This window comes from Paenibacillus sp. Soil724D2 (assembly GCF_001427935.1).
GTDB lineage: Bacteria > Bacillota > Bacilli > Paenibacillales > NBRC-103111 > Paenibacillus_E.
This window is the reverse complement of record NZ_LMRY01000022.1, coordinates 83,262-104,698: the sequence shown is the minus strand read 5'-3', so window position 1 is coordinate 104,698 and position 21,437 is coordinate 83,262. Positions and strand designations below refer to the sequence as shown.

The window sequence follows — 21,437 nt, the reverse complement described above, 5'->3', positions numbered from 1 at the left end:
CTAGCTAAATTATGAAGGAATATGTAACCATAACAACAAATATTACGACGTCTAGCTGCTCTAAATGGAGATGGTCTTTTTTGGTGTTGTTCGTTACCTATCGTTTATAATAAAATAGGAATAAAGTAAGAATAGATCAAAAGAAAAGGTGTCATTCATGAGCATATTAAACGTAGAACGACTAAGTCACGGCTTTGGAGACCGCGCTATCTTCAACGATGTATCCTTCCGCTTACTCAAGGGCGAGCACATCGGACTCATCGGCGCTAACGGTGAAGGGAAGTCCACCTTCATGAATATCATTACAGGTAAGCTCCAGCCGGATGACGGCAAGGTCGAATGGTCCAAACGTATGCGCGTTGGTTACCTTGATCAACATGCTGTACTGAACAAAGGCCTTTCGATCCGCGACATCTTAAAGGGAGCCTTTCAATATCTGTTCGACATGGAACAGGAAATGAACGATATGTACGCCAAGATGGGCGACGTAACGCCGGAAGAGCTTGAGCAAATGCTTGAAGATGTTGGAACGATTCAGGATACACTGACGAATCAAGATTTCTACATGATCGATGCCAAGATCGAAGAAACCGCCCGTGGCCTAGGCCTTACGGATATTGGACTGGATAAGGACGTCAATGATTTAAGCGGTGGGCAGCGGACGAAGGTGTTGCTTGCGAAGCTTCTGCTTGAAAAGCCGGATATCCTGCTCCTCGATGAGCCGACGAACTATCTCGATGAACAGCATATCGAATGGTTAAAACGCTACCTGCAAGAGTATGAGAATGCCTTCATTCTCATCTCACATGACATTCCGTTCCTTAATAGCGTTATCAACTTGATTTATCACATGGAAAATCAAGCCTTAAACCGTTATGTTGGCGATTACGAGCATTTCCAGCAGGTTCACGAAATGAGAAAGTCGCAGCTTGAATCCGCGTATAAGCGTCAACAGCAGGAAATCTCTGAATTAAAGGACTTCGTAGCCCGTAACAAAGCGAGTGTCGCGACGCGGAATATGGCGATGTCCCGGCAAAAGAAGCTGGACAAGATGGAAGTCATCGAGCTGGGCAGAGAAAAACCGAAGCCTCAGTTTAATTTCAAGGAGGGGAGAACGGCTGGCAAGCTGATTTTTGAAGCGACTGATCTCGTTATCGGTTACGAGGATCCTTTATCCAGACCGCTCAACCTTCGTATGGAACGAGGCCAGAAGATCGCGCTTGTAGGGGCGAACGGAATTGGTAAAACGACCTTGCTGCGCAGTATTTTAGGTGAAATCAAGTCACTATCCGGATCTGTACAAAAGGGAGATAACCTCCAAATCGGTTACTTCCAACAGGAGATCAAGGATTCCAATAACAACACCTGCATTGAGGAAGTGTGGAATGAGTTCCCCTCATTCTCACAATTCGAAGTACGCGCGGCATTAGCCAAATGCGGGCTCACAACCAAGCATATCGAGAGTAAAGTTGTGGTACTCAGCGGTGGTGAGAAAGCAAAGGTTAGGCTTTGCAAGCTGATCAACCGCGAGACGAACTTACTCGTGCTCGATGAGCCGACGAACCACTTGGATGTCGATGCGAAGGATGAACTGAAGCGTGCTCTCCAGGCGTACAAAGGCAGTATTCTGCTGATTTCCCATGAACCAGACTTTTATCGCGATGTCGTAACAGAAACATGGAATTGTGAATCTTGGACGACGAAAGTGTTTTAAATTGTGCCTAAGGAGCTTATCTAATCGCTTGCGATTAGGTAAGCTTTTTATATTCATGTATGAGTTGCATGAAGATATTCAAACTGGCATTTTCCCCCGCGTCATCCTCCTTTGCATTCGTTTCTTGTGAATGAGAACTGTTCGAATGAACCATCCCATTCGTACTCCCAAGCGCACATACATGGGCATGCAACTGCACCATATAATCTGTTTTCTCACTAAACCAAGCAAATAATGCAGCATTCTCACCACTCTTCCATGACCGTTCATCTCATTTGAATTTATTGTAAATGAGATCCCTAGGATTAAAATCAGTCCTTAGACGGAATTCCTCCTCCTCCTTTGACACCAAAGCGATTAAAAAAAACATGCCAATTCACTAGACCATAAGTGAATTGACATGTTTAAAATGCAATCGTTCTGATATCGTTAAGTCTCGAATATAATGCGCCCTGTCTGAGATAAGTCATAACCTTGGATAGGACGCAGCTCATTATGGAAGAATTCCGATTGTAAGACTTGCTTCACTCTCTCAATCCATTCCAGATTCTCCGGTTTCTTTAACATGACAAGGTCATACCGTTCTTGAATAAGTGGTATGAACTCAACGCCGCCAACCATATAGGCTGCTCTTTCAATCCCAACTCCGAAATCCGCTTCACCCGTGGCGACTTTACCAGCTACGCCCATGTGATTCGATTCCTCCTGCTCATAACCGCTTAGCCGCCGATGTGGGATTCCATGAAGACGGAGCTGCTCATCGAGAAGAACACGTGCGCCGGAACCTTTTTCACGATTGGCCAATTGAAGTCCAGACTTCTCGAGATCAGCCCAGCCGTAAATCTGTTTAGGATTTCCTTGCTTAACGTATAGGCCAGCCGAACGTGAAACGAGATTCATAACAAGATAGGAAGAACCCGTCAGCAATTTTCGGATATAGGGAATGTTGTATTCACCCGTGTCACCATCCAGCAAATGGGTGCTGACAATATCAGATTCACCCTTATACATCGAAATTAAGCTATCTAGACTTCCCACGTATGAACGAAGCGGTCTGTAATTGGGTACATGTCTCTCGATATGTTTGGCTAAAATGTCCAAGCTAATGTCTTGTCCCGTTATAACTAGAGATTGTTTCGAAGATGAGGCAGCATAAGATTGCTGCTGTGTAGGAGGTTCGGCCAGATCCTTTTTAGGAGTAGATGCCATGCCTCCTTTCGTACGTGTTTTATAGGCTTCGAGATCCGATGCGTCTACACGCATTTGCTTTCCGACACGATAGGAAGGCAGATCCCCTTTTTTAATTAGATCATAAACGGTTAGTTTGGAGATTTTCAAAAGTTTAGATATTTCTTCCGTTGTATAGGAAATGTCAGCTGTCATTGTAAGCCTCCAAAGGCACGTTTTTCATAAAGTAGAGTAGATTTAATCCTACTTCAAAACTGATGATACATTATCATCTATCATAAGCTGATAGATAGGGTATTTCAATCCCGCTGTTTACTAATTAAATATGGTTTAATATAATGATCAATAATTATACTATTTCATTTATAATCAAATATATATAAACTTAAGCTTGGAGGGATCACAATGCTAAAAATAAGAGTGTTTAGTTATGTTTTATTATGTTTTATTATAACTAATCTGATCATCACAGGTTGTGCGAGCAAAAAGGAGCAGCCTGCTGCAAATTCAACACAAGTACCCATCGAGAAAGTAGAATTAACGATTTCCGCAGCCGCAAGCTTAACCGATGCCTTCAAAGAGATTCAAACGAATTACGAGAGCAAAAACAAACAAATCAAACTCAATTTTAACTTCGGAGCTTCAGGGGCTCTGCAACAACAAATCGAACAAGGGGCTCCTGCAGATTTATTCTTTTCGGCAGCGACTAAAAATATGAAAACCCTAGTTGACAAGCAGTTGATTGATCCAACACAGCAAAAAAGCTTGCTAATTAATGAATTAGTTCTCGTAGTTCCCGCTGATGGCAAAGTGGCCGTACAAAAAACAGAAGATTTAACAAAAGAAATGATCAAGCACTTAGCAATTGGAGAACCGCAAACCGTTCCTGCTGGCAGCTATGCCAAAGAAGCATTGACTAACGCGAAGCTTTGGGATACGCTTCAAGCCAAAATCGTACAGGGCAAGGATGTACGCCAAGTACTTACCTACGTAGAGTCTGGGAATGCCGAAGCCGGGTTTGTTTATAAGACTGATGCGCTGACTTCAAAAAATGTGAAAGTAGCTTTCAGTGTTGATCCAAAAACGTACACCCCCATTGAATATCCTGCCGGCATTGTCAAAGCTACCAAACACAACAAAGAAATCGCTGACTTTTACACATATCTTCAAAGTAAAGAAGTCCAAGATGTGTTTGTAAAATACGGCTTCTCTATTCCAAAATGATGATGAAACAGATAAACTGGACAGAATTTGCTTATCCTATATTCCTTTCGTTAAAGGTTGCCGTCGTATCCAGCATTTTTGTTCTTTTGATTGGTGGATTAGCAGCTTGGGGAATGTCGCGGCGGCACTTTCGCGGAAAGACATTGTTAGAAACTACGTTTCTTCTGCCTTTGGTACTGCCTCCGACTGTCGTAGGCTTTATCTTGCTGGTCCTATTGGGTAAAAAGAGTTGGATTGGGTACCTCATGGAAAGCTTCTTCAATCAGTCGATCATCTTTACATGGGGGGCTGCGGTGATCGCTTCGATCGTGGTGGCTTTTCCTTTAGTCTATCAAACGATGAAAACCGGATTTTCTTCGGTCAATAAGGATCTGGAAGACGCAGGGAGATCAACGGGAGCAAACGAGTGGCAAGTTCTACGATATATAACCTTACCTTTGGCATGGCGCTCGGTTACGGCAGCTTACATTCTTGGCTTTGCTCGAGGGCTGGGGGAATTCGGCGCAACACTAATGATAGCAGGCAACATCCCTCACAAAACCCAAACTTTGCCTACCGCCATCTATATTGCTGTGGAATCTGGTGATCAAACCCTCGCATGGTGCTGGGCAGGAGTCATAATCATTATCTCATTCGGACTGATGTTTTTCGCTAACCGCAAACCCAAGAGTTAGAGAAGTTGAATGTATAAGAAAACTCGTACCACTTTTTTTAGGTCCGGAAAAAACAGGAGTTTTATTTATAATTTCCGGACCTGATTAATTCATAAGGCCACTCTACTAAATATACCTTATGGACGCACCCATTTGGCTCCTTGCCAAGTATGAATGTAATACCACAACTCTCCGTTTGGAGACTTCCATTCACGTGAAGCGGTGACGGTTTGTGGTGTAAAGGTAAGCTCCTGCGTAGTCAATGAAGCATCCATATACGGTGTATCCAGTGCAATGGATGCCGCCGTCAGTTCAAGACTAACATCACTCAGCTTTACCCCAAATTTGGCATCGTTATCGAAGTCACCAGTGAACCGGGAAGAGATTTCCTTGGCCAAGTTGATCCATTTGCCAGAACCATCTGTAACGACAAAGTACCAACCATCTATTTTTCCAATCGCATGAACGGTTTGCGGCAGTTGAGGTCCAGGTAACTCGTCGCTATAAGGGAATGGTAATTGGTAATAGTGAAATGGGACAGGAATGTCGAGTTTAAGATCGACCTTCTCTACACCCTCAAATCCAAGTCCATGGGAATCATCTGCGTGTATCCATCTTAATCCTTTGGATGTATCGACCTTATACCAGACGCTTGGAGGGACCATTCGCGCTTGCTGCATATACTTCTCAATAGGCTTTACTATCTGAGGGGTCAGTTTCGGCTCGTCAGACAAAGGCTTCTCGAAAGGCAACATATAAACTTCAGTATCCTGTTCAATCGATATCATTCCTTCGACCGGAGAACCTTTGTATTTTTCTGCATAATGATACGGACGAACCCACTTGTCGCCAAGCCACGAAGTTTTGATTAAATACCACTTATCATTGGAGTAGCATGGCGTATAAGGGTCGCACACAGAGATAGAGGCAACCGCTTGAACCGTTTGCGGAGAGAGTTTGTACGCGGTCATCTTCATCGATGACGCTGAGTCATACAGATCTGTTTCCTTTTCAAGTAAAGTCAGTGTTTGCTCCTGAAGCTCCATTTGTCCGTATTTGTACGCGCCATCCTTCAAGTTAATCCATGCTTCACCAAGCCATGTCATAACCGGCACTTTATCCATACCAGTGATGCCCAGCAGCATGTTACTCTCTATCGGAGCTAAGTGGACAGACTGGAAGGCGCTAAGCGAGCCGATGGCCTCATCTGATCTTGTTTCCTTGCTTGCATATAAAGTAAACTCGTCCAACAAGGTTACATAAGGCATAGCACTTGGTGCAGCAAGCTCCTGTTCAGCATGAGAGAGCTGCGGCCCGGATAGTACAATTATGGCTGCGGCTAGCAGCGAGGTTAACCATTTGCTCAAACTATTCATCTCCTTTCGATAATTAGACGTGAGTTTTGCATGAAAGTTACAATTTTTCCCTCAAATTGTCCAACGCATGACAAAGCGCCCCACCGATTGTCCGATAAGGCGCTCAAAGATGTTACTGATATTCCAAAGCTATTTTCCCGTAGCTACCGCAACATTATTTTGGACAACTTGATATATGATAACCGAGGCAAAAACGAGCACAGAAATCGTCGCATAAATTCTTCGAGGATTCTGGTACCACTTTGGAAACTGCTGAAGTCGTTTAGGTGATTGAAAGCCTGAACCATATGCCATGCTTGAATACTGTTCTACATTATTAGTTAGGAATCCAAAATACCTCCATATTAAAGATCTCTTTATCTTTCTCCTGACTGGTACACCCTGTAAAAGAATAAACCGTGTTTCGCTCTACTTTTATACCTTCTATCCCTTCACAAGAATATAAGGCTGTTGATGTTTCACCAAGATACGTAATATTTTGTACATATGTAATCACTTTGCCGTTAAAATGAAAGGTGCTGAAATTCAATTTTGACGAGTGATAATAAAATTCCTTTTCGATGTTTTTAATGAACAAAGTGAAGTCTTTACGCAGTGCAACTCCAGAAAAAATTAGGAGGAGTATACAAGTTGAAATAACATATTTTTTCACAATGCAGTCCCTTTCTTGTTCGGTAGCTCACTTAAAAGTACATGTTTAGATAAAATATGTATACCATCCATATTCCCCCTAATTATAAAGCGTAATTAATAGTTAGCAATAAAAAAAGCCACATTGAAAACTCTCAACATGGCTCACCTGTTTTTCATTTTAATTCAATCTGCCGGGCTCTTTGTTAACTTCAAAATTAGTCGTATCGCTATAACTTTCACCCATCGCCTGATAGTTAGACGGAACTTCTTCATCGGTCTTGTCCACATTATTCGAGATAGCGTTATCCTCGTTCTCTTCCGGATTCGAGGTTATGGCCCAGCTAACTGGACGTCCAAGCTTCTTATGCAATTCATTTTGATCCAAAGAAATCCCTCCGTTATCTCACTAAATGCGCTTCGCGTTATTGTTACTCAAAGGAGCGTATTTCATTCCAGTGATATATCCGTAAGCGCCCGCATTATATGGAGACCTCGAAATCTTTAACATGAACAGCAGTACCCTTAATCTCTATGCCATATTGATCATTGTTTGGTGTTACTGTTACGTGAATTCTGCCATCCCGGCCCATCTCATGGCCTTGCTCAATTAAAAGATTTAGTGGAGAGTCAGCTTCCTTGTTCAAATATTTGGCATAATAAGCCCCCATTACACCAGAAGCGGTGCCAGTTACCGGGTCCTCAATCGTACCGGAATAAGGAGATGAAAAATGACGAGCATGCATGTGCGCATTCACATCGTATGTTTCTAAGCAGAAAGGATGTACCGATGCGTTTGGCATTTCTTTTAATACCTCTGGGAATTGCTTATTATTCGGTTTTATTGCCTTGAAAGTACTAAGACTTTTTATCGGGACTAACAACGTCCATATGCCCGTACTTCCATACACTGTTGGTAGATTGGTTTCTATATCTTCTTCTTGAATCCCCATAACAGATGCCAAATCTTTCAGTGAACTATTGAACTCTTGGAATTGCGGAGGGGCTTGCTGCATCGTTATGTAAATCCCTTTATTCAGTTGTGAGTCAAATCTAATCGATAATACGCCTGCCTTTGTTTCAATCGTCAAATCAGTTCGATCTCCAAGCAACCCTTTTGTTTTCAATGCATAAATGGTCGCCATTGTAGCATGACCACAGAGATTCATTTCATGACCAGGTGTAAAGAATCGAATCTGGAGATCAGCTTTTTCGGACTTAAGCGGGAAAGCCGTTTCATTAAAACCAACTTGTTCTGCTATTTTTTGCATGTCATCGTCAGAAAGCGTCTCGCCTTCCAATACGACGCCCGCAGGGTTACCCTTGTTAGGAATATGACTGAATGCATCGTAATGATAAACTTTTACTTTTTTCATATCGTACACCTGCCTTTTCACTATAAATCTTCATGTCTCTATTATATGATTTTTTTCCTCCTCAAAAAAAGAAAAAGCTGCCGCGGCAGCTTCCAAAGTTAGAACCAGTTATCTAACGACTCCAATAATTTGCTTGCAGGTCATCTTGCTTCATGCCAAGTATCCGCTCAATTTCAATCTGAATACGTATAACCCCCTCATGACAGACATCCAGATTTATTCCGTTTGCCATCGCTTTTTCCAAAGCCAGAACCGCTGTTAACAACGGCTCCGCGTAGAAATTGGCTGCAATACCTTTAAGCGTATGAACCATTCTGCGTGCAGTCGCATTCTCCTGATTGATGATCAATGGAAAAAATTGTTCTGAGAAATTACGGTAATCCTGCTTAAATTTCTCCATCATATATTGAAGAATATGTATTTTATGATCGATATTTCTCATGATTTGCGTGGTGTCTACACCCTCGATTTCAAATAACCAACTCGGATTTAACCACTTCTCCAACATATCGGAAAGCTGCTTTTCATCTACTGGTTTAATCAGGATATCATTCAGCCCAAGTTTAAGAACTTCCGGTCGTTCCTGCATCATGACATCTGCCGTAAGGGCAATGATCGGAATCCTATTCATCTGTTTGAGCTTCCTCAGCCGCTGTGTTGCCTCATAACCATCCATCTCAGGCATATGAATATCCATTAGAATCAGTTTCCATTCCTGCTGATCAACAAGTTCCAGGACTTCATAGCCATTCTGCGCAATAACCGCTTGGTAACCTAATTGTTCAAGAAGGCCAACAATCACCAATTGATTAATTTCATTATCCTCAGCAACCAAAATATTACCTTTGGACATAGAAGACAAGTTATTTACTTCATTAGATTTGTTTGCAGAGGCTTGAAATGCCTCCAGTACACGTTGATTCAAAGCCTGTAAACTATTCTGCAATGTCAGCCTGCTGACAGGCTTAACAATAACTGCATCCGCTTTCAGCTCTGATGGCAGTTCGGACATTTCCTCTCTGCCTTCAAGTGTTGTAAACGCAATCACTCTCGTCTTTGAGCGATCTATCGAATCTAAGACACGACGCCAAGTGGCGGGATGCTGCATTTGATCCATTTGCATATCCAGGAATAGATAGTCATTTACAGACTTGTTCGCGCTATCATGTTCCAATGAAGTAAACAATTCGGATGAGGAAGTAACCGTATCCACTTGAAACAGAAAGGAATCTAGGAGCTCCGATAAATGCTGCGCTACAACTGGATGATCTTCAGCTAAGAGCGCACGGTTATTCCCCTGCAGCAGCCCAGCGTGCTTGTGCAACCGATTTGCCCCTTTCCCTGCATTCCCCTTTGCACCAAACATCAGGCTAAAATAAAAGCGGCTGCCTTCCCCGAGGACCGTATCCACCTGCAAAACGCCCCCCATAGACTGCACCAAATGCTGACAAATGACTAGTCCTAACCCGGTACCGCCATACCTGCGGCTAATAGATGTATCTGCTTGCGAGAACGGTAAGAATAGCTGCGATAGCTGTTCCTTAGAAATACCGATTCCAGAGTCTTCCATTGTAAAAGAAACAACGACTCCTTCGTCCACATATTTCTCGACCCGAACTTTCAAACGGATATAGCCTTGCTTCGTAAATTTAATCGCATTATTAGATAAATTAATGAGTACTTGTTCTAGACGAAAGGAATCCCCACTAACGATATCCGGTAAATCTGCTGGAGTATCCAGCATGATTTCGATTCGCTTCTTGCCTATAGATATACTGACCAGATCAGCAACCTTTTGGAGAGATAACTCTAGTGAGAAATCCACCATCTCTAAGATCATTTTGCCTGCCTCGATTTTTGAGAAATCAAGAATATCGTTAATCGTTGCAAGCAGGACATTAGAGGAACAATCAATTTTGTCCAAATAATCCTTCTGAATCGCCGTTAATTCTGTCCGTTGTAAAAGTAAGGAAAGTCCAATAATACCGTTCAGGGGCGTGCGTATTTCATGACTCATCCTCGCTAGAAACTTACTCTTCGCCCTGTTGGACTCATCCGCTTCCTCACGCTTCTTCAAGTCGGTTATATCATGTACCGTGCCGGTGACGCCGGTGATTTCTGTTTTATCCTCATTGAATAAAGGGGACAAAGTGACGTTATACGCATGCTGATTGCCATCCGGAAGCAGCAAATTGATCGCAAATTGCTGCGTTTTCCCCCTCTCAATCGTTTGTACGAATATCCGCTCCCACTTCTCCGGATCATCCATCTGGACCAGGTCCGTTAATTGCTGTCCCTTTGCTTGCTCAGGCTCTAGCTGAAAGGTCTGATGCATTTTGTAGTTCGTAGAGGAGATACTTCCGTCCAGTCGAAATTTGAAAATAAAGTCCTCCGAATTTTCCACCAACGTCCGATATTGCTCATCTCTGACTCTCGCTTTGATTTGCGCGGCACGGTGCTCGGTCACATCCACAGCGGATCCAATTACTTCATTGACGGAGCCATACTTATATATGGGCTGTAAGTTAACAAGGATCGTAGAACCGTTGCAATCGTATTCATACGAGACTCGTTCACCTTCCCAAGCCTTATCATAATGCTGCTTTACGAATTGTTTAAATTCTTCACTTAATACATGGACTTCGTCCAACTCTTTTCCGATGAATTGACTAGGTCTCAGACCAAGATGATAAACCAACTGTCCTTCAAATAGAACGTAAACGTATCGATCCCAGTGTTTATGGAGTTTGAATGTAAACCCTGCTTGAAAGCGCAGCATATCGATTAGTTCCTGTTCCACTTGATAGATCTTCTGCTTGTACTCACGAGCCCGGACCAAATATCGCACAAAACAAGCAACAAGAAACGAACAAACCAGCTGCGTGAAAATATAACTGTAAAAGATATCAAAAGGTGTTCGATAAACAAACCAAATCATCGTATAATAGGACGGGTAGAAAATAACGCTTCCATATAACCATTTAAGCCAATATGATCGCGCTCTAGCAAAAATAATACTGGTCCCAGTGACAGCAATCATGCCAAATATCAGCTGTGGAATTTCTATGTGACCTTCAAAAATGTAACGCCCTATCCATAAACAAACATATGTAATACTTATGGAGAGGAATCCTCCTAGATAAATTGAAAGCAGTAGGGCTATTCCGCGAAAGTTAATAATAACGTGATCATCAACAGGGATACTGAAGTGTAAGAGGACAAAAACCAACATGCCATATGAAAGCCCAATAAAAACCTTATAGAGCCAAGCAGGCTTCTCATTCAGTTTCATCGTGATGGAAAGCTGATCCACAAATAATACAAAAATCGTTATAATAGCAAAATTGGTAATCAAGGCGTGAAGCAGAGAAATCACCAGCCTATATCGACTTAGAATGTAGGATAATCACGTTATCCTGTTTGTTTGGTTTCTAGATGCAGCATTTCCTCGATACGCTTCGCCATGACCGGCTGGCTGAAATAATAGCCTTGGACCAGCCTGCAGCCGCACTCCCGCAGTACTTCAAGCTCCTCCTCTGTCTCTACCCCTTCCGCTACAACGAGAAGATTCAAATTTCTAGCCATCGTGACCATCGTGTTTACGATTACCGCATTCACTTGGCTTTGTGTCAATCCCTTAATAAAGGATTGGTCAATTTTCAATTTATCAATGGGAAAATCTCTGAGATACCCGAGTGAGCTGTACCCGGTCCCAAAATCATCCATAGCGACGCGAACACCCAGCTTCTTCAGCTGACGAAGAGCGTCTGCGGCTAGCTCAACTTCCATACTCATACTTTCGGTAATCTCAAGCTCCAAGTACTTGGGCTGTAAGCCTGTTTTCTCCAAAATAGTCTGAATCATCCGGCTAAGCCGGCTATCATTGAACTGTCGTCTAGACAGATTAACCGCTACAAACACCTTGGAAAGGCCCGCCTCCTGCCACCGCTTGTTCTGCATACAGGCTTCCTTCAGCACCCATTCCCCAATTTCATGAATTAGACCGCTTTCTTCCGCTACAGGGATAAAATCAGATGGAGGTACATGACCCAAAGTAGCGTTATTCCAACGAATCAGGCTCTCTAGTCCTACAATACGATTCGAATGTACATCAACGACAGGTTGATAAACGAGATGAAATTCCTTATTGTCAATCGCTCTTCGCAAATGAAACTCGATGTCCATGCGCCTTTGGAACTGATCTTGTCTATGTGTCAGGGGGGCAGAAAGAACTGTTTCTGCAATTCCTGTTGAATAGAAGGGAGAGTCATAGACGCCTAGAATCCCGTTTTGAATGGCCATTTTACAGCGTTCTAGAAAATAAGAGGTCACAATCTTATTTTTCAATTCCTGGGATAACATTTCTTTATGAAAATAATCTGCCGCACCTAACCGCATCGCTTGAATGGTCTTCATAGAACCTTCGGGTGTATGCGTACTAAGTACTACGACAGGAATAGGACTATGATTCATAATAAGATGAAGCGCAAGTAACCCATCTGAGTTAACCATATCTAAATCAATGATGACCAAATCCGGTCTACTAGCCAAGATGCAGTCAAGTACGGCATTTCCATGCTTCGCCATACCTGTCATTACGAACTGTGTATCCTTCTCGATTAAGGACTCTACTTCTGATCTTAATTCACTTGATTCACTTACAATTAGAACACCATACCCGTCCAAAAGACCCATTTTCCCCACCACCCTTACAAGCAATAAATACGCATTATCTGTAATTATACTTTCCACTTATTAGGTTACTTACCTAAATGGTACGAATTCCACCTTCTAATTTCGCTAATAATTTACTAACAATTTCTCTTAAAATGTCAATGATAGCGGTTTACTCTTAAATTTCGACACCGTATAATAGAATTAATGAGTAAAGTGTTAGCACATGCATTCCCTCTGTTCATTTCACGAATTTGAATTAGAAAATTTAGCTTAGTTTGGGGGAATTTCTAATGGACAGAGTTCTACTAATTGAGGACGATGATATTATCGGCGAAATGATCTGTATGTATCTGAAAGAGGAAGACTTCCTGGTCCTAAGGTCCCACAACGGTCAGGAAGGACTTGCAGCATTGCGTGAGTTCGAACCGGATCTCATTCTTCTCGACCTCAATCTTCCTGACTTTGAAGGAACAGAGCTGTGTACTTCCCTGCGGAACATAACTCCTGTGCCCATTATTATCATTTCATCCGACTCCAGAGTGAGCGAAAAGATTGAAGCATTCACAGTAGGTGCAGACGATTATTTAGTCAAACCATTCAGCATGCATGAGATGAAAGCCAGAATACAAGCTCTATTACGTCGTTTCAAATTGGGACATCCTACCGAGACCACAACACTTCATGCAGATCATGAAGTTACCGTACCAGCCACGGATTTAAACATGAATTTGGAAAAAAGAACGCTCTACGTCCGAGGCGAATCCATCGAAATGACGTTCTCCGAATTCGAGCTTATCCGGCTGCTGTACGAGCATCCCGAACGCGTTTACCGCCGAGAAGATCTCATAAATGCATTACGTGGTTTCGATTCCTACATAAACGACCGCGCCATTGATGTTCATATTACGAATTTGCGCAGAAAAATTGAAGTCAATCCCAAAGAACCGAAATACATAAAAACCGTGTGGGGCGTAGGCTATAAATTTGTCATGTGAAGAAGGGGCTGTCCCAAAAGGTCAATTAGATCTTGAGGGCAGCCCTATTTTTGTCGCATAAGGGAATGCTAGCTACTGAGAGAAATAAGAGCCTTTGGGAGCTTCTATTTTCGCAAAAAGTGGCTATTRGAGCGGAATAARAGCCTTTAGAGGCTCYTATTTGTCRTTGAYAGGATGAAAAGCTAGCTACTCTCAGAAATAAGGGTCTTTGGGAGCTTCTATTTTCGCAAAAAGTGGCTATTGGAGCGGAATAAGAGCCTTTAGAGGCTCYTATTTGKCGTTGAYAGGRTGAAAAGCTAGCTACTCAGAGAAATAAGGGTCTTTGGGAGCTTCTATTTAGCATAGGGTAGTAATAACTCCAAGATTTTGGTTTTAGAGTCGTTCAGCAGCTATGTGTGGGAAGATTGGCAATCGTGGTTACACATGTTGTAATTTCTACAACAATTCACACGCCCAAGGACTGTTTTGCAAGTTGAAGTTGCAGGTTATACAACATTTCGAACCAATTTGTTGCGAAATGGCCTGTATGCGCCCCCATTGTTGTACGTAATACAATAACGAAGGGAGAAAACCGGGATCTAGGCAGCAATTGTTGCATTTTTACAACATCATTCAACCGCGAATAGGGATGCATTCATCCGGGTTCTCAATTGAGCAAATTTGACGATGGATTCCGATTCAGGGCATCTCTCGGCAGATAAAGTATTCTTTTTGAGCTTAACTTGCTTCGATGCCCCATTTCCAATCAACTTCTTCCAAGAGAGTCCAACTTAAGCTGCAAACTCCTGCATCTATCCCCCTCTACTCCCTCTGATTTCATTCCTTCAGTGTCGTAAAACAAGGCAATTTGTTGAAACTAGATCTTTATACAAACTTTTACTAATTTTTAGCAAAAATTGGTTGACATAGAAATCATTGATCCTTTAGTATTGGACTTCTGAGACCACGCTAGGGGATAACCAAACTATCGAACAAATGGGTGAGATCTTATGCACAGTAATAAATTAATTTTGGATTTGGGAAGTCATAGTGCCAAAGTGTTCAGGAAATCAAACGATCATATTGAACAAGTGGATGTTCTAACCTGGGAGCTTCTGGAGAGCGGGGTAGATCTGCCGTCTATTGAAGGTACTTTAAAGTTATTGCTTTCTACGCAGGGCTCCTTTATCGAAGGCCTTGGCCAAGGAGACATCGAAGCTATCGGTACAGAAGCGATGCGAAGATCACCTCTTTTGTCCGAACATATGCAGGAAGTTTGTAGGAATTTGAGGATTGCTTACAGAACTATCAGCCAGAAAGAAGAGGCTGACTTGCTGAAGAAAGCTATAGCCGAATCAGATATCCCCAGTGACCTTGATGTGATCAATGCCGGGGGAGGGAGCATCCAAATTATCACGAGTGAAAGCGAAGCTCCTTACCTGATTCCATTCGGCATCTCGGATCTTAACCAACAATTCAACTTACTCGGACCTCCAGATCAAAGACAGATTGCCACTTGTATCAAATGGCTCTCCTGCCGATTACCGGCTTCCTTGGAGCAATTTGCGTATACAGGCGGTGAGAAAACGTATTTGCGTCATTTCCAGATCGAGCTTGAGGATGATCTGTATTGCCATCGAAATGATTTCACCCAACTAACCAGACAATTGGCAGCACAGGACCTTCAAACCTTAGAAGCCAACTCTCCCTTCGATCCCAAATGGATGCGCGGGGCCATTGCCTCTAATTGTGTCGTTCTTGCTGGTTTGATCAAATCAGGCGCTACCAAATTCTTGCCCTCGGATCTCAATATCGCTCATGGATTTATCAGACAGTTATAAATATTCCCACTTTTGCAGCCGTCATATATAATCATTAGAGAACATTATACGCAAATAGATAAGGTGGGTTTACTCGCATGACGAAGATAATGAATGCCGTAATGATCAAGGAGTATGGAGGGATTTCAGGTATTGAATTTGGCGAGACTGCTATCCCAGAAATAAACAGCGGTGAGGTGCTGATTAAAGTACATGCTGCCTCCATTAATCCCGCCGACTTATTATTTCTGCACGGTCATTATGGCATACAACGAGAACTGCCTTCGGTTGGCGGCATGGAAGGATGCGGTACAGTTATCGCAACAGGCAGCAGCCTTGCAGCACGGATGTTAAAAGGGAAGCGTGTCGCCTTCGTATCCGAAGTTTACGGCTCCTGGGCACCCTATACCAAAGCGAGTGCTATGACCTGCATGGTGCTGCCAGATCATGTATCCGATGAGCAGGGTGCTGTCTTCTTCGTCAATCCGGCGAGTGCCATGGCCATGGTGAAGATAGCCAAGCAACATAAATCTAAAGCCATCGTTCAAACAGCCGGTGCCAGCGCACTTGGCAGAATTCTAGTGAAGCTCGGCAAAGAGCATGGTATTCCTGTAATTAGTGTTGTTCGCAAGGAAGAACATGAACGGCTGCTGAGCGAAATAGGCGGACAGCATATCGTCAACAGCAGCTCAGCTACCTTCACGGAGGACTTAAAGCGTAAGTCCCATGAGCTAGGAGCTACCGTATGCTTTGATGCCGTAGGAGGCGACTTAACGGGCCTCGTTCTATCGGCACTCCCTGATGGGTCGACCATTTTCCAATACGGCCTTCTGGGTGGAAAAACGACAACGATCAACGCCGATGATCTTGTTTTTCGCCGGAAACGTATCGCCGGATTCTGGGCATCCGATTGGGTGAAAACGCAATCTATTTTTGAACTTCTCGCCCTGCAGGGGTCGATGAAAAAGACAATCGGATCACTTATCCAAACTGAGATTAGCCAAAACTTCCCGATGAGTCAAACCGTTGATGCCATCAAGCAGTATACGGCAAATATGACTTCGGGCAAAGTGCTTCTGCTTCCTGTCTAGATATTGCACATAAACAAGCGCATGCGCCATTTGGGCGGCATGCGCTTGTTTGTCGTCTAATAATGATTCAAACTCATTTACAAACCGATGGTCGGTATGTATAATATGTGTATAGGGATAATTAACATATTTTAGGTTACAAACGTACCCGGAGGGATGACTTTGAAACAAGAGGAACGCAGGCAGCAAACAACGAAGCTGCTGCTAAATTCAACCAAAGAGCTGATAAGGGAAAGAGGGTGTCACTCAATCACAATGAAAGACATCATGGAGAAATCAGGATTGTCTAAGGGAGCTATCTTTCATTACGTGAAAAATAAAGACGAAATCTTTGCTTGGGTACTGCAAGAACGGCTAGAAGAGACCAACAAACGCTTTATGGACGAAGTGGAGCAAGACCGCCCAACATTCGATAATCCAATGCAAAAGATCACAGAAAGTTTATCGGCTCTGGAAGATGGTCAGGATGTAACGAACAAAGTGCTGATGTATCTATTAGGAAAAGAGGATCAGCCTATGGTCTCAGATGTGCTCAAGCAGTATTATGAGCGGTCTGTGCATGTATCCAAACAGTGGATAATGACTGGCCAAGAACACGGGGTCATTCCGAAATCAGTGGATACGGATCAGACAGCGGAGATGTTCGTTCTGCTCTCACTAGGTTTACGCTTGCGCTCCTCGATTCCACTGGCTGGGACATCTTTTAATACCCAAGATTATTCGTTGTTTATAAGAGATATGTTACAAACCAAGTCAAGCCAATAGACTTTTTACGGAGGGATATCCATGATACCTTTTTATGTGCTTGTTGTTTCATTTACGCTATTTAAGGTTCTAGGTCTGTTTGGCTGGTCCTATTTCGACGGTTGGCAAAATCCGACTCAAATAGCGGTGGCCATCATGCTGCTGGTTACCGCTTCCGCCCACTGGGGAAGAAACCGACAAGACCTGATCCGAATGGTTCCTCCCGCATTCCCGAGGAAGGATTTGTTGGTTACTGCCACTGGCTGGCTGGAAATTGCCGGAGCCGTCGGCATTCTTCTTCCCGCTACCTCCCGCGTGGCTTCCATCTGCTTGGCGTTGCTCCTTATAGCCATGTTCCCAGCCAACGTGAAGGCGGCCCGGGAGCGATTAACCATCGGCGGAAGACCTACGCCTAAGCTTCTCGCTCGATTGCTGCTGCAGCTGGTGTTTCTAGCAACGGTTCTCTTGGCTGGCAGCGCTAGCTAATGTAAGGTCGGATCGCTATCTCGCTGCTGCGGCCGAGCAACCCGCCATAAGGATGAAAAACATCCTTATGATGGGTCAAACCGGCAGTGGCCGCGGGAATGCTGAGCCATAGCGATGAAAAACATCGCTATCTCGCCGCCGCGGCCGAGCAACCCCGCTATAAGGATGAAAAACATCCTTATGAGGGGGCAACCGGCAGTGGCCGCGGGAATGCTGAGCTATAGCGATGAAAAGCATCGCTATCTCGCCGCCGCGGCCGAGCAACACCGCTATAAGGATGAAAACCTTATGAGGGGGCAAACCGGCGGGGGCCGCGGGAATGCTGAGCCATAGCGATGAATGTCTAGGTCCGCTTCTTTTTCTAAATTTCCGTGAGTATGGTGAGAATAACGGGTCTCCTGCCCGTCTTTTCATAAAAGAGCTTTCCTAGCGCTTCTTTTACATTCGTTTTAAGCACATTCCATTGATTCACGTTTTCTTTTTGGAGCCTGTTTATCGTTTCTGTTGCTAGCATATTAGCTTGATCCATCAGGTCTTCCGACTCTCGAACATAGACAAACCCGCGGGAAATGATATCCGGACCGGACAAAATTTTACCGTCACTTTTACTAAGCAGTAGAACCACGATCAAGATACCATCCTCGGCCAGTTGTTTACGGTCACGCAGAACAATGTTGCCAACATCCCCTAATCCATCGACAAGGGTATTCCCCGCGTACACTTTGCGGCTCTGAGTTGCCACCTCGTTCTTGATATCCACGACATCGCCATTATTTAAAATGTAGATGTTAACCGGGTCCACGCCGACGCCTTCAGCCAAAATCCGGTGCTGATGAAGCATTCTGAACTCGCCATGAATCGGAATAAAATACTTCGGCTTCATCAGTGTCAGCATTAACTTCAGCTCTTCTTGGCTACCATGTCCGGATACGTGCATGCCTGTAGCTGAGCTCGAACCATAAATGACTTCAGCCCCTAGGCTGAATAAATGATCGACAGTCCGCGATACATTGCGTTCATTTCCCGGAATCGGGGATGAGGATAGAATAACGGTGTCTCCACGCATAATTTCAACCTGACGATAAATGGAACGGGATAATCGCGATAATGCAGCCATCGGTTCTCCTTGGCTACCGGTACATAAGATCGCTATCTGTTCTGGAGCCATACGATTGACTTCTCCCGCTTCCACTAGCATCCCTTCAGGGACCGTTAGGTAGCCAAGCTCGGAAGCAATTCTCACAACATTGACCATACTGCGGCCAAGTAAGGCTAATTTCCGATTCGTTGCCTGAGCAGCATCAACGACTTGCTGAAGCCTATGAACATTAGAGGCAAAGGTGGCTATGAACACTTTTTGCTTCGCTTTATGAAAGGCATCCTCAATATGCTTACCTACAAGACTTTCCGAAGGTGTGTAGCCCGGGCGCTCGGCATTCGTGCTTTCTGATAAAAGCAGCAGAATACCATTCTTCCCAATCTCCGCCATCTTATGAATATCGGGGTATTGATTGTTGACCGGGGTTAAATCAAATTTGAAATCTCCCGTATGTACGACCGTTCCTTCAGGTGTATGGAAAACAACTCCTAAGCAATCAGGGATACTATGATTTGTTTTGAAAAAGGTCGTCGTGATTTGTCCTAGCTCGATGCTCGAATCAGAATCAATTTCAATAAATTTCGTATCTGCAAGCAATCCAGCCTCTCTCAACTTACCCTCAATGAGCCCTAGCGTTAGCCGAGTTGCATAAATCGGCATGTTCAATTGTCTTCGTATATACGGAATGCCCCCGATATGATCTTCATGCCCATGCGTAATAATCAGTGCTCGGACTTTATCACTATTTTCGAGTAAGTAAGTAATATCCGGAACGATCAAGTCAATGCCGAGTAAGCTTTCATCCGGAAACTTTGAGCCGCAATCAATGACAATAATATCATCTCCATATTGCACCACATACATATTTTTACCAATTTCATTAATTCCGCCTAAAGAGAAAACTGACAACTGATTTTCTGTCTTGCGCACCTGAAAAGCCCCCCATTTTTACATATACGCTTTAATTTTTCCACATAACGGTTAGGCTATACTCTTGATTTACTAGATATCCATTTCTGAATTGGAAGCTTGGATGGATAGGGCTCCGCGTCTTGGGTTAATTTAATGTACATGAATAATGGATTGAGAGGTGTACAGAGCACTAAGCTATGAGTATCGAGAATAAAAAGCAGCTTTTCTCTATAGCATCCATACCACTTATCATGACTCTGGGGAATTCCATGTTAATTCCTGTGTTACCAGCCATCCGGAGTAAACTAGGAATCACTTCTCTACAAGTAAGTTTGCTGATTACGGTTTACTCGGCCGTGGCCATTATTTTAATCCCTATTGCCGGTTATTTATCCGACAGATTTGGTCGGAAAATCGTCATTATACCCAGCTTAATTATCACAGGTATTGGTGGTTTGATTGCGGGTTTAGCGGCATGGTGGATGGATCAATCCTATGCTATCATCTTAGTTGGCCGCTTCATTCAAGGCATTGGCGCGGCGGGTGCTTTTCCCATTGTCATTCCACTAGTGGGTGATATCTTCAAAGAAGAAAGTGATGTCAGCAGCGGCCTTGGCCTTGTAGAGACAGCGAATACATTCGGGAAAGTGGTCAGCCCCATTCTAGGGTCCGCTCTTGCAATTGTCATCTGGTTCCTGCCCTTTATGTTCATTCCCATACTCTGTCTGATTTCGATGCTGCTTGTATTCTATTTGGTTAAATCCCCAGAAAAGAAATCGGAGAAAACGGATAAGGTGACTTTTGCAAGCTACCTTTCCCATATCAGAAACATTTTCAAGAACAATGGGCGCTGGCTTTATGCGATATTCGCTATCGGATGTATTTGTATGCTTGTCATATTCGGAACTTTATATTATTTGTCAGACTTATTAGAAGAAAAATTTAACGTTTTTGGTGTAATAAAAGGATGTATCCTTGCTATTCCTCTTGCTGCCTTATGTATCTCTTCTTTTGGTACGGGTAAAGGAATTGGCAAGGACGAGAGGCTCATGAAATGGATTATTTTCGCGGGGTTGATCTTACTATCCGGAAGTATTCTTCTATGCGGTATGGTAACGTCGATTTATTGGCTCATTACTTTGATTGGCCTGGCAGGAATCGGAATTGGCGCAGCGTTGCCGTGCCTTGACGTCATGATTACAAGAGGGATCGAGAAGGAGCAGCGCGGTACAATCACATCTATTTATAGTTCTACCCGCTTCATCGGGGTTGCCATTGGACCTCCTCTTGCTTCCATCCTTTTGAAAATATCACCGGCCACGATGTTCTACACCATTTCAGGTATATGTGTCTTGGCCAGCGTGATTGCCTTATTCGCGATAAAGCCTAAGAAGGACGAGAAGCTGCCGCAGAAGGAATCATTGGCTTAATGATAACCGTGTAATAAATACAAAGAGGATCCACGTGGGATCC

The 21,437-nt window shown here is 43.6% G+C and carries 16 protein-coding genes; 9 read left to right on the top strand and 7 right to left on the bottom strand.

Annotated features, from left to right (window positions below; translation table 11 throughout):
- The first annotated feature begins 157 nt into the window (after positions 1 to 157).
- Positions 158 to 1,714, top strand: a complete 1,557-nt coding sequence (locus tag ASG85_RS19160; RefSeq protein WP_029195725.1) for an ABC-F family ATP-binding cassette domain-containing protein — start codon at positions 158 to 160, stop codon at positions 1,712 to 1,714.
- Between the two features lie 429 nt (positions 1,715 to 2,143).
- Here ASG85_RS19160 and ASG85_RS19155 read toward each other — a convergent pair whose 3' ends face one another.
- A complete protein-coding gene (locus ASG85_RS19155) occupies positions 2,144 to 3,097 on the bottom strand; it encodes a substrate-binding domain-containing protein (RefSeq protein ID WP_060647499.1) in 954 nt (317 codons plus the stop codon).
- Positions 3,098 to 3,307: 210 nt separating this feature from the next.
- Here ASG85_RS19155 and modA point away from each other — a divergent pair, with 210 nt between their 5' ends.
- On the top strand, positions 3,308 to 4,126 hold the full coding sequence (gene modA / locus ASG85_RS19150) for a molybdate ABC transporter substrate-binding protein (protein ID WP_060647498.1): 819 nt from the start codon (positions 3,308 to 3,310) through the stop codon (positions 4,124 to 4,126).
- 2 nt (positions 4,127 to 4,128) lie between these two features.
- A complete protein-coding gene (gene modB, locus ASG85_RS19145; protein ID WP_060647511.1) occupies positions 4,129 to 4,800 on the top strand; it encodes a molybdate ABC transporter permease subunit in 672 nt (223 codons plus the stop codon).
- Between the two features lie 116 nt (positions 4,801 to 4,916).
- Here modB and ASG85_RS19140 read toward each other — a convergent pair whose 3' ends face one another.
- The 5 genes from ASG85_RS19140 to ASG85_RS19115 all read right to left on the bottom strand — a co-directional run bounded on the left by ASG85_RS19140 (position 4,917) and on the right by ASG85_RS19115 (position 12,856).
- Positions 4,917 to 6,146 (bottom strand): hypothetical protein, encoded by a 1,230-nt coding sequence (locus tag ASG85_RS19140; RefSeq protein WP_060647497.1) that lies wholly within the window; start codon positions 6,144 to 6,146, stop codon positions 4,917 to 4,919.
- Between the two features lie 820 nt (positions 6,147 to 6,966).
- Positions 6,967 to 7,173: a hypothetical protein gene (locus ASG85_RS19130; protein WP_057303983.1), complete on the bottom strand. Its 207-nt coding sequence runs from the start codon at positions 7,171 to 7,173 to the stop codon at positions 6,967 to 6,969.
- Between the two features lie 94 nt (positions 7,174 to 7,267).
- Positions 7,268 to 8,161 carry a PhzF family phenazine biosynthesis protein gene (locus ASG85_RS19125; RefSeq protein WP_060647495.1) on the bottom strand — a complete coding sequence of 298 codons (894 nt, stop codon included), beginning with the start codon at positions 8,159 to 8,161 and terminating at the stop codon, positions 7,268 to 7,270.
- 112 nt (positions 8,162 to 8,273) lie between these two features.
- On the bottom strand, positions 8,274 to 11,201 hold the full coding sequence (locus ASG85_RS19120) for a response regulator (RefSeq protein ID WP_235550175.1): 2,928 nt from the start codon (positions 11,199 to 11,201) through the stop codon (positions 8,274 to 8,276).
- A 371-nt stretch (positions 11,202 to 11,572) separates the two neighbouring features.
- Entirely contained in the window at positions 11,573 to 12,856 is a 1,284-nt protein-coding gene (locus tag ASG85_RS19115; protein WP_060647493.1) for an EAL domain-containing protein, read from the bottom strand.
- A gap of 272 nt (positions 12,857 to 13,128) precedes the next feature.
- Between ASG85_RS19115 and ASG85_RS19110 the strand changes: the two genes are divergently transcribed.
- The 5 genes from ASG85_RS19110 to ASG85_RS19090 all read left to right on the top strand — a co-directional run bounded on the left by ASG85_RS19110 (position 13,129) and on the right by ASG85_RS19090 (position 17,953).
- Entirely contained in the window at positions 13,129 to 13,833 is a 705-nt protein-coding gene (locus ASG85_RS19110) for a response regulator transcription factor (protein ID WP_060647492.1), read from the top strand.
- Between the two features lie 989 nt (positions 13,834 to 14,822).
- Complete coding sequence (locus ASG85_RS19105; protein ID WP_060647491.1) at positions 14,823 to 15,653, top strand: hypothetical protein; 831 nt, start codon at positions 14,823 to 14,825, stop codon at positions 15,651 to 15,653.
- 77 nt (positions 15,654 to 15,730) lie between these two features.
- Positions 15,731 to 16,723 carry a zinc-binding dehydrogenase gene (locus ASG85_RS19100; protein ID WP_060647490.1) on the top strand — a complete coding sequence of 331 codons (993 nt, stop codon included), beginning with the start codon at positions 15,731 to 15,733 and terminating at the stop codon, positions 16,721 to 16,723.
- A 162-nt stretch (positions 16,724 to 16,885) separates the two neighbouring features.
- Positions 16,886 to 17,488 carry a TetR/AcrR family transcriptional regulator gene (locus tag ASG85_RS19095; protein WP_060647489.1) on the top strand — a complete coding sequence of 201 codons (603 nt, stop codon included), beginning with the start codon at positions 16,886 to 16,888 and terminating at the stop codon, positions 17,486 to 17,488.
- Positions 17,489 to 17,509: 21 nt separating this feature from the next.
- Complete coding sequence (locus ASG85_RS19090) at positions 17,510 to 17,953, top strand: hypothetical protein (protein WP_060647488.1); 444 nt, start codon at positions 17,510 to 17,512, stop codon at positions 17,951 to 17,953.
- A gap of 361 nt (positions 17,954 to 18,314) precedes the next feature.
- Here the strand turns inward: ASG85_RS19090 and ASG85_RS19085 are convergent, their stop codons facing one another.
- A complete protein-coding gene (locus tag ASG85_RS19085) occupies positions 18,315 to 19,982 on the bottom strand; it encodes a ribonuclease J (protein WP_060647487.1) in 1,668 nt (555 codons plus the stop codon).
- A 179-nt stretch (positions 19,983 to 20,161) separates the two neighbouring features.
- Here ASG85_RS19085 and ASG85_RS19080 point away from each other — a divergent pair, with 179 nt between their 5' ends.
- Positions 20,162 to 21,394 carry an MFS transporter gene (locus ASG85_RS19080; protein ID WP_060647486.1) on the top strand — a complete coding sequence of 411 codons (1,233 nt, stop codon included), beginning with the start codon at positions 20,162 to 20,164 and terminating at the stop codon, positions 21,392 to 21,394.
- Positions 21,395 to 21,437: the final 43 nt, after the last annotated feature.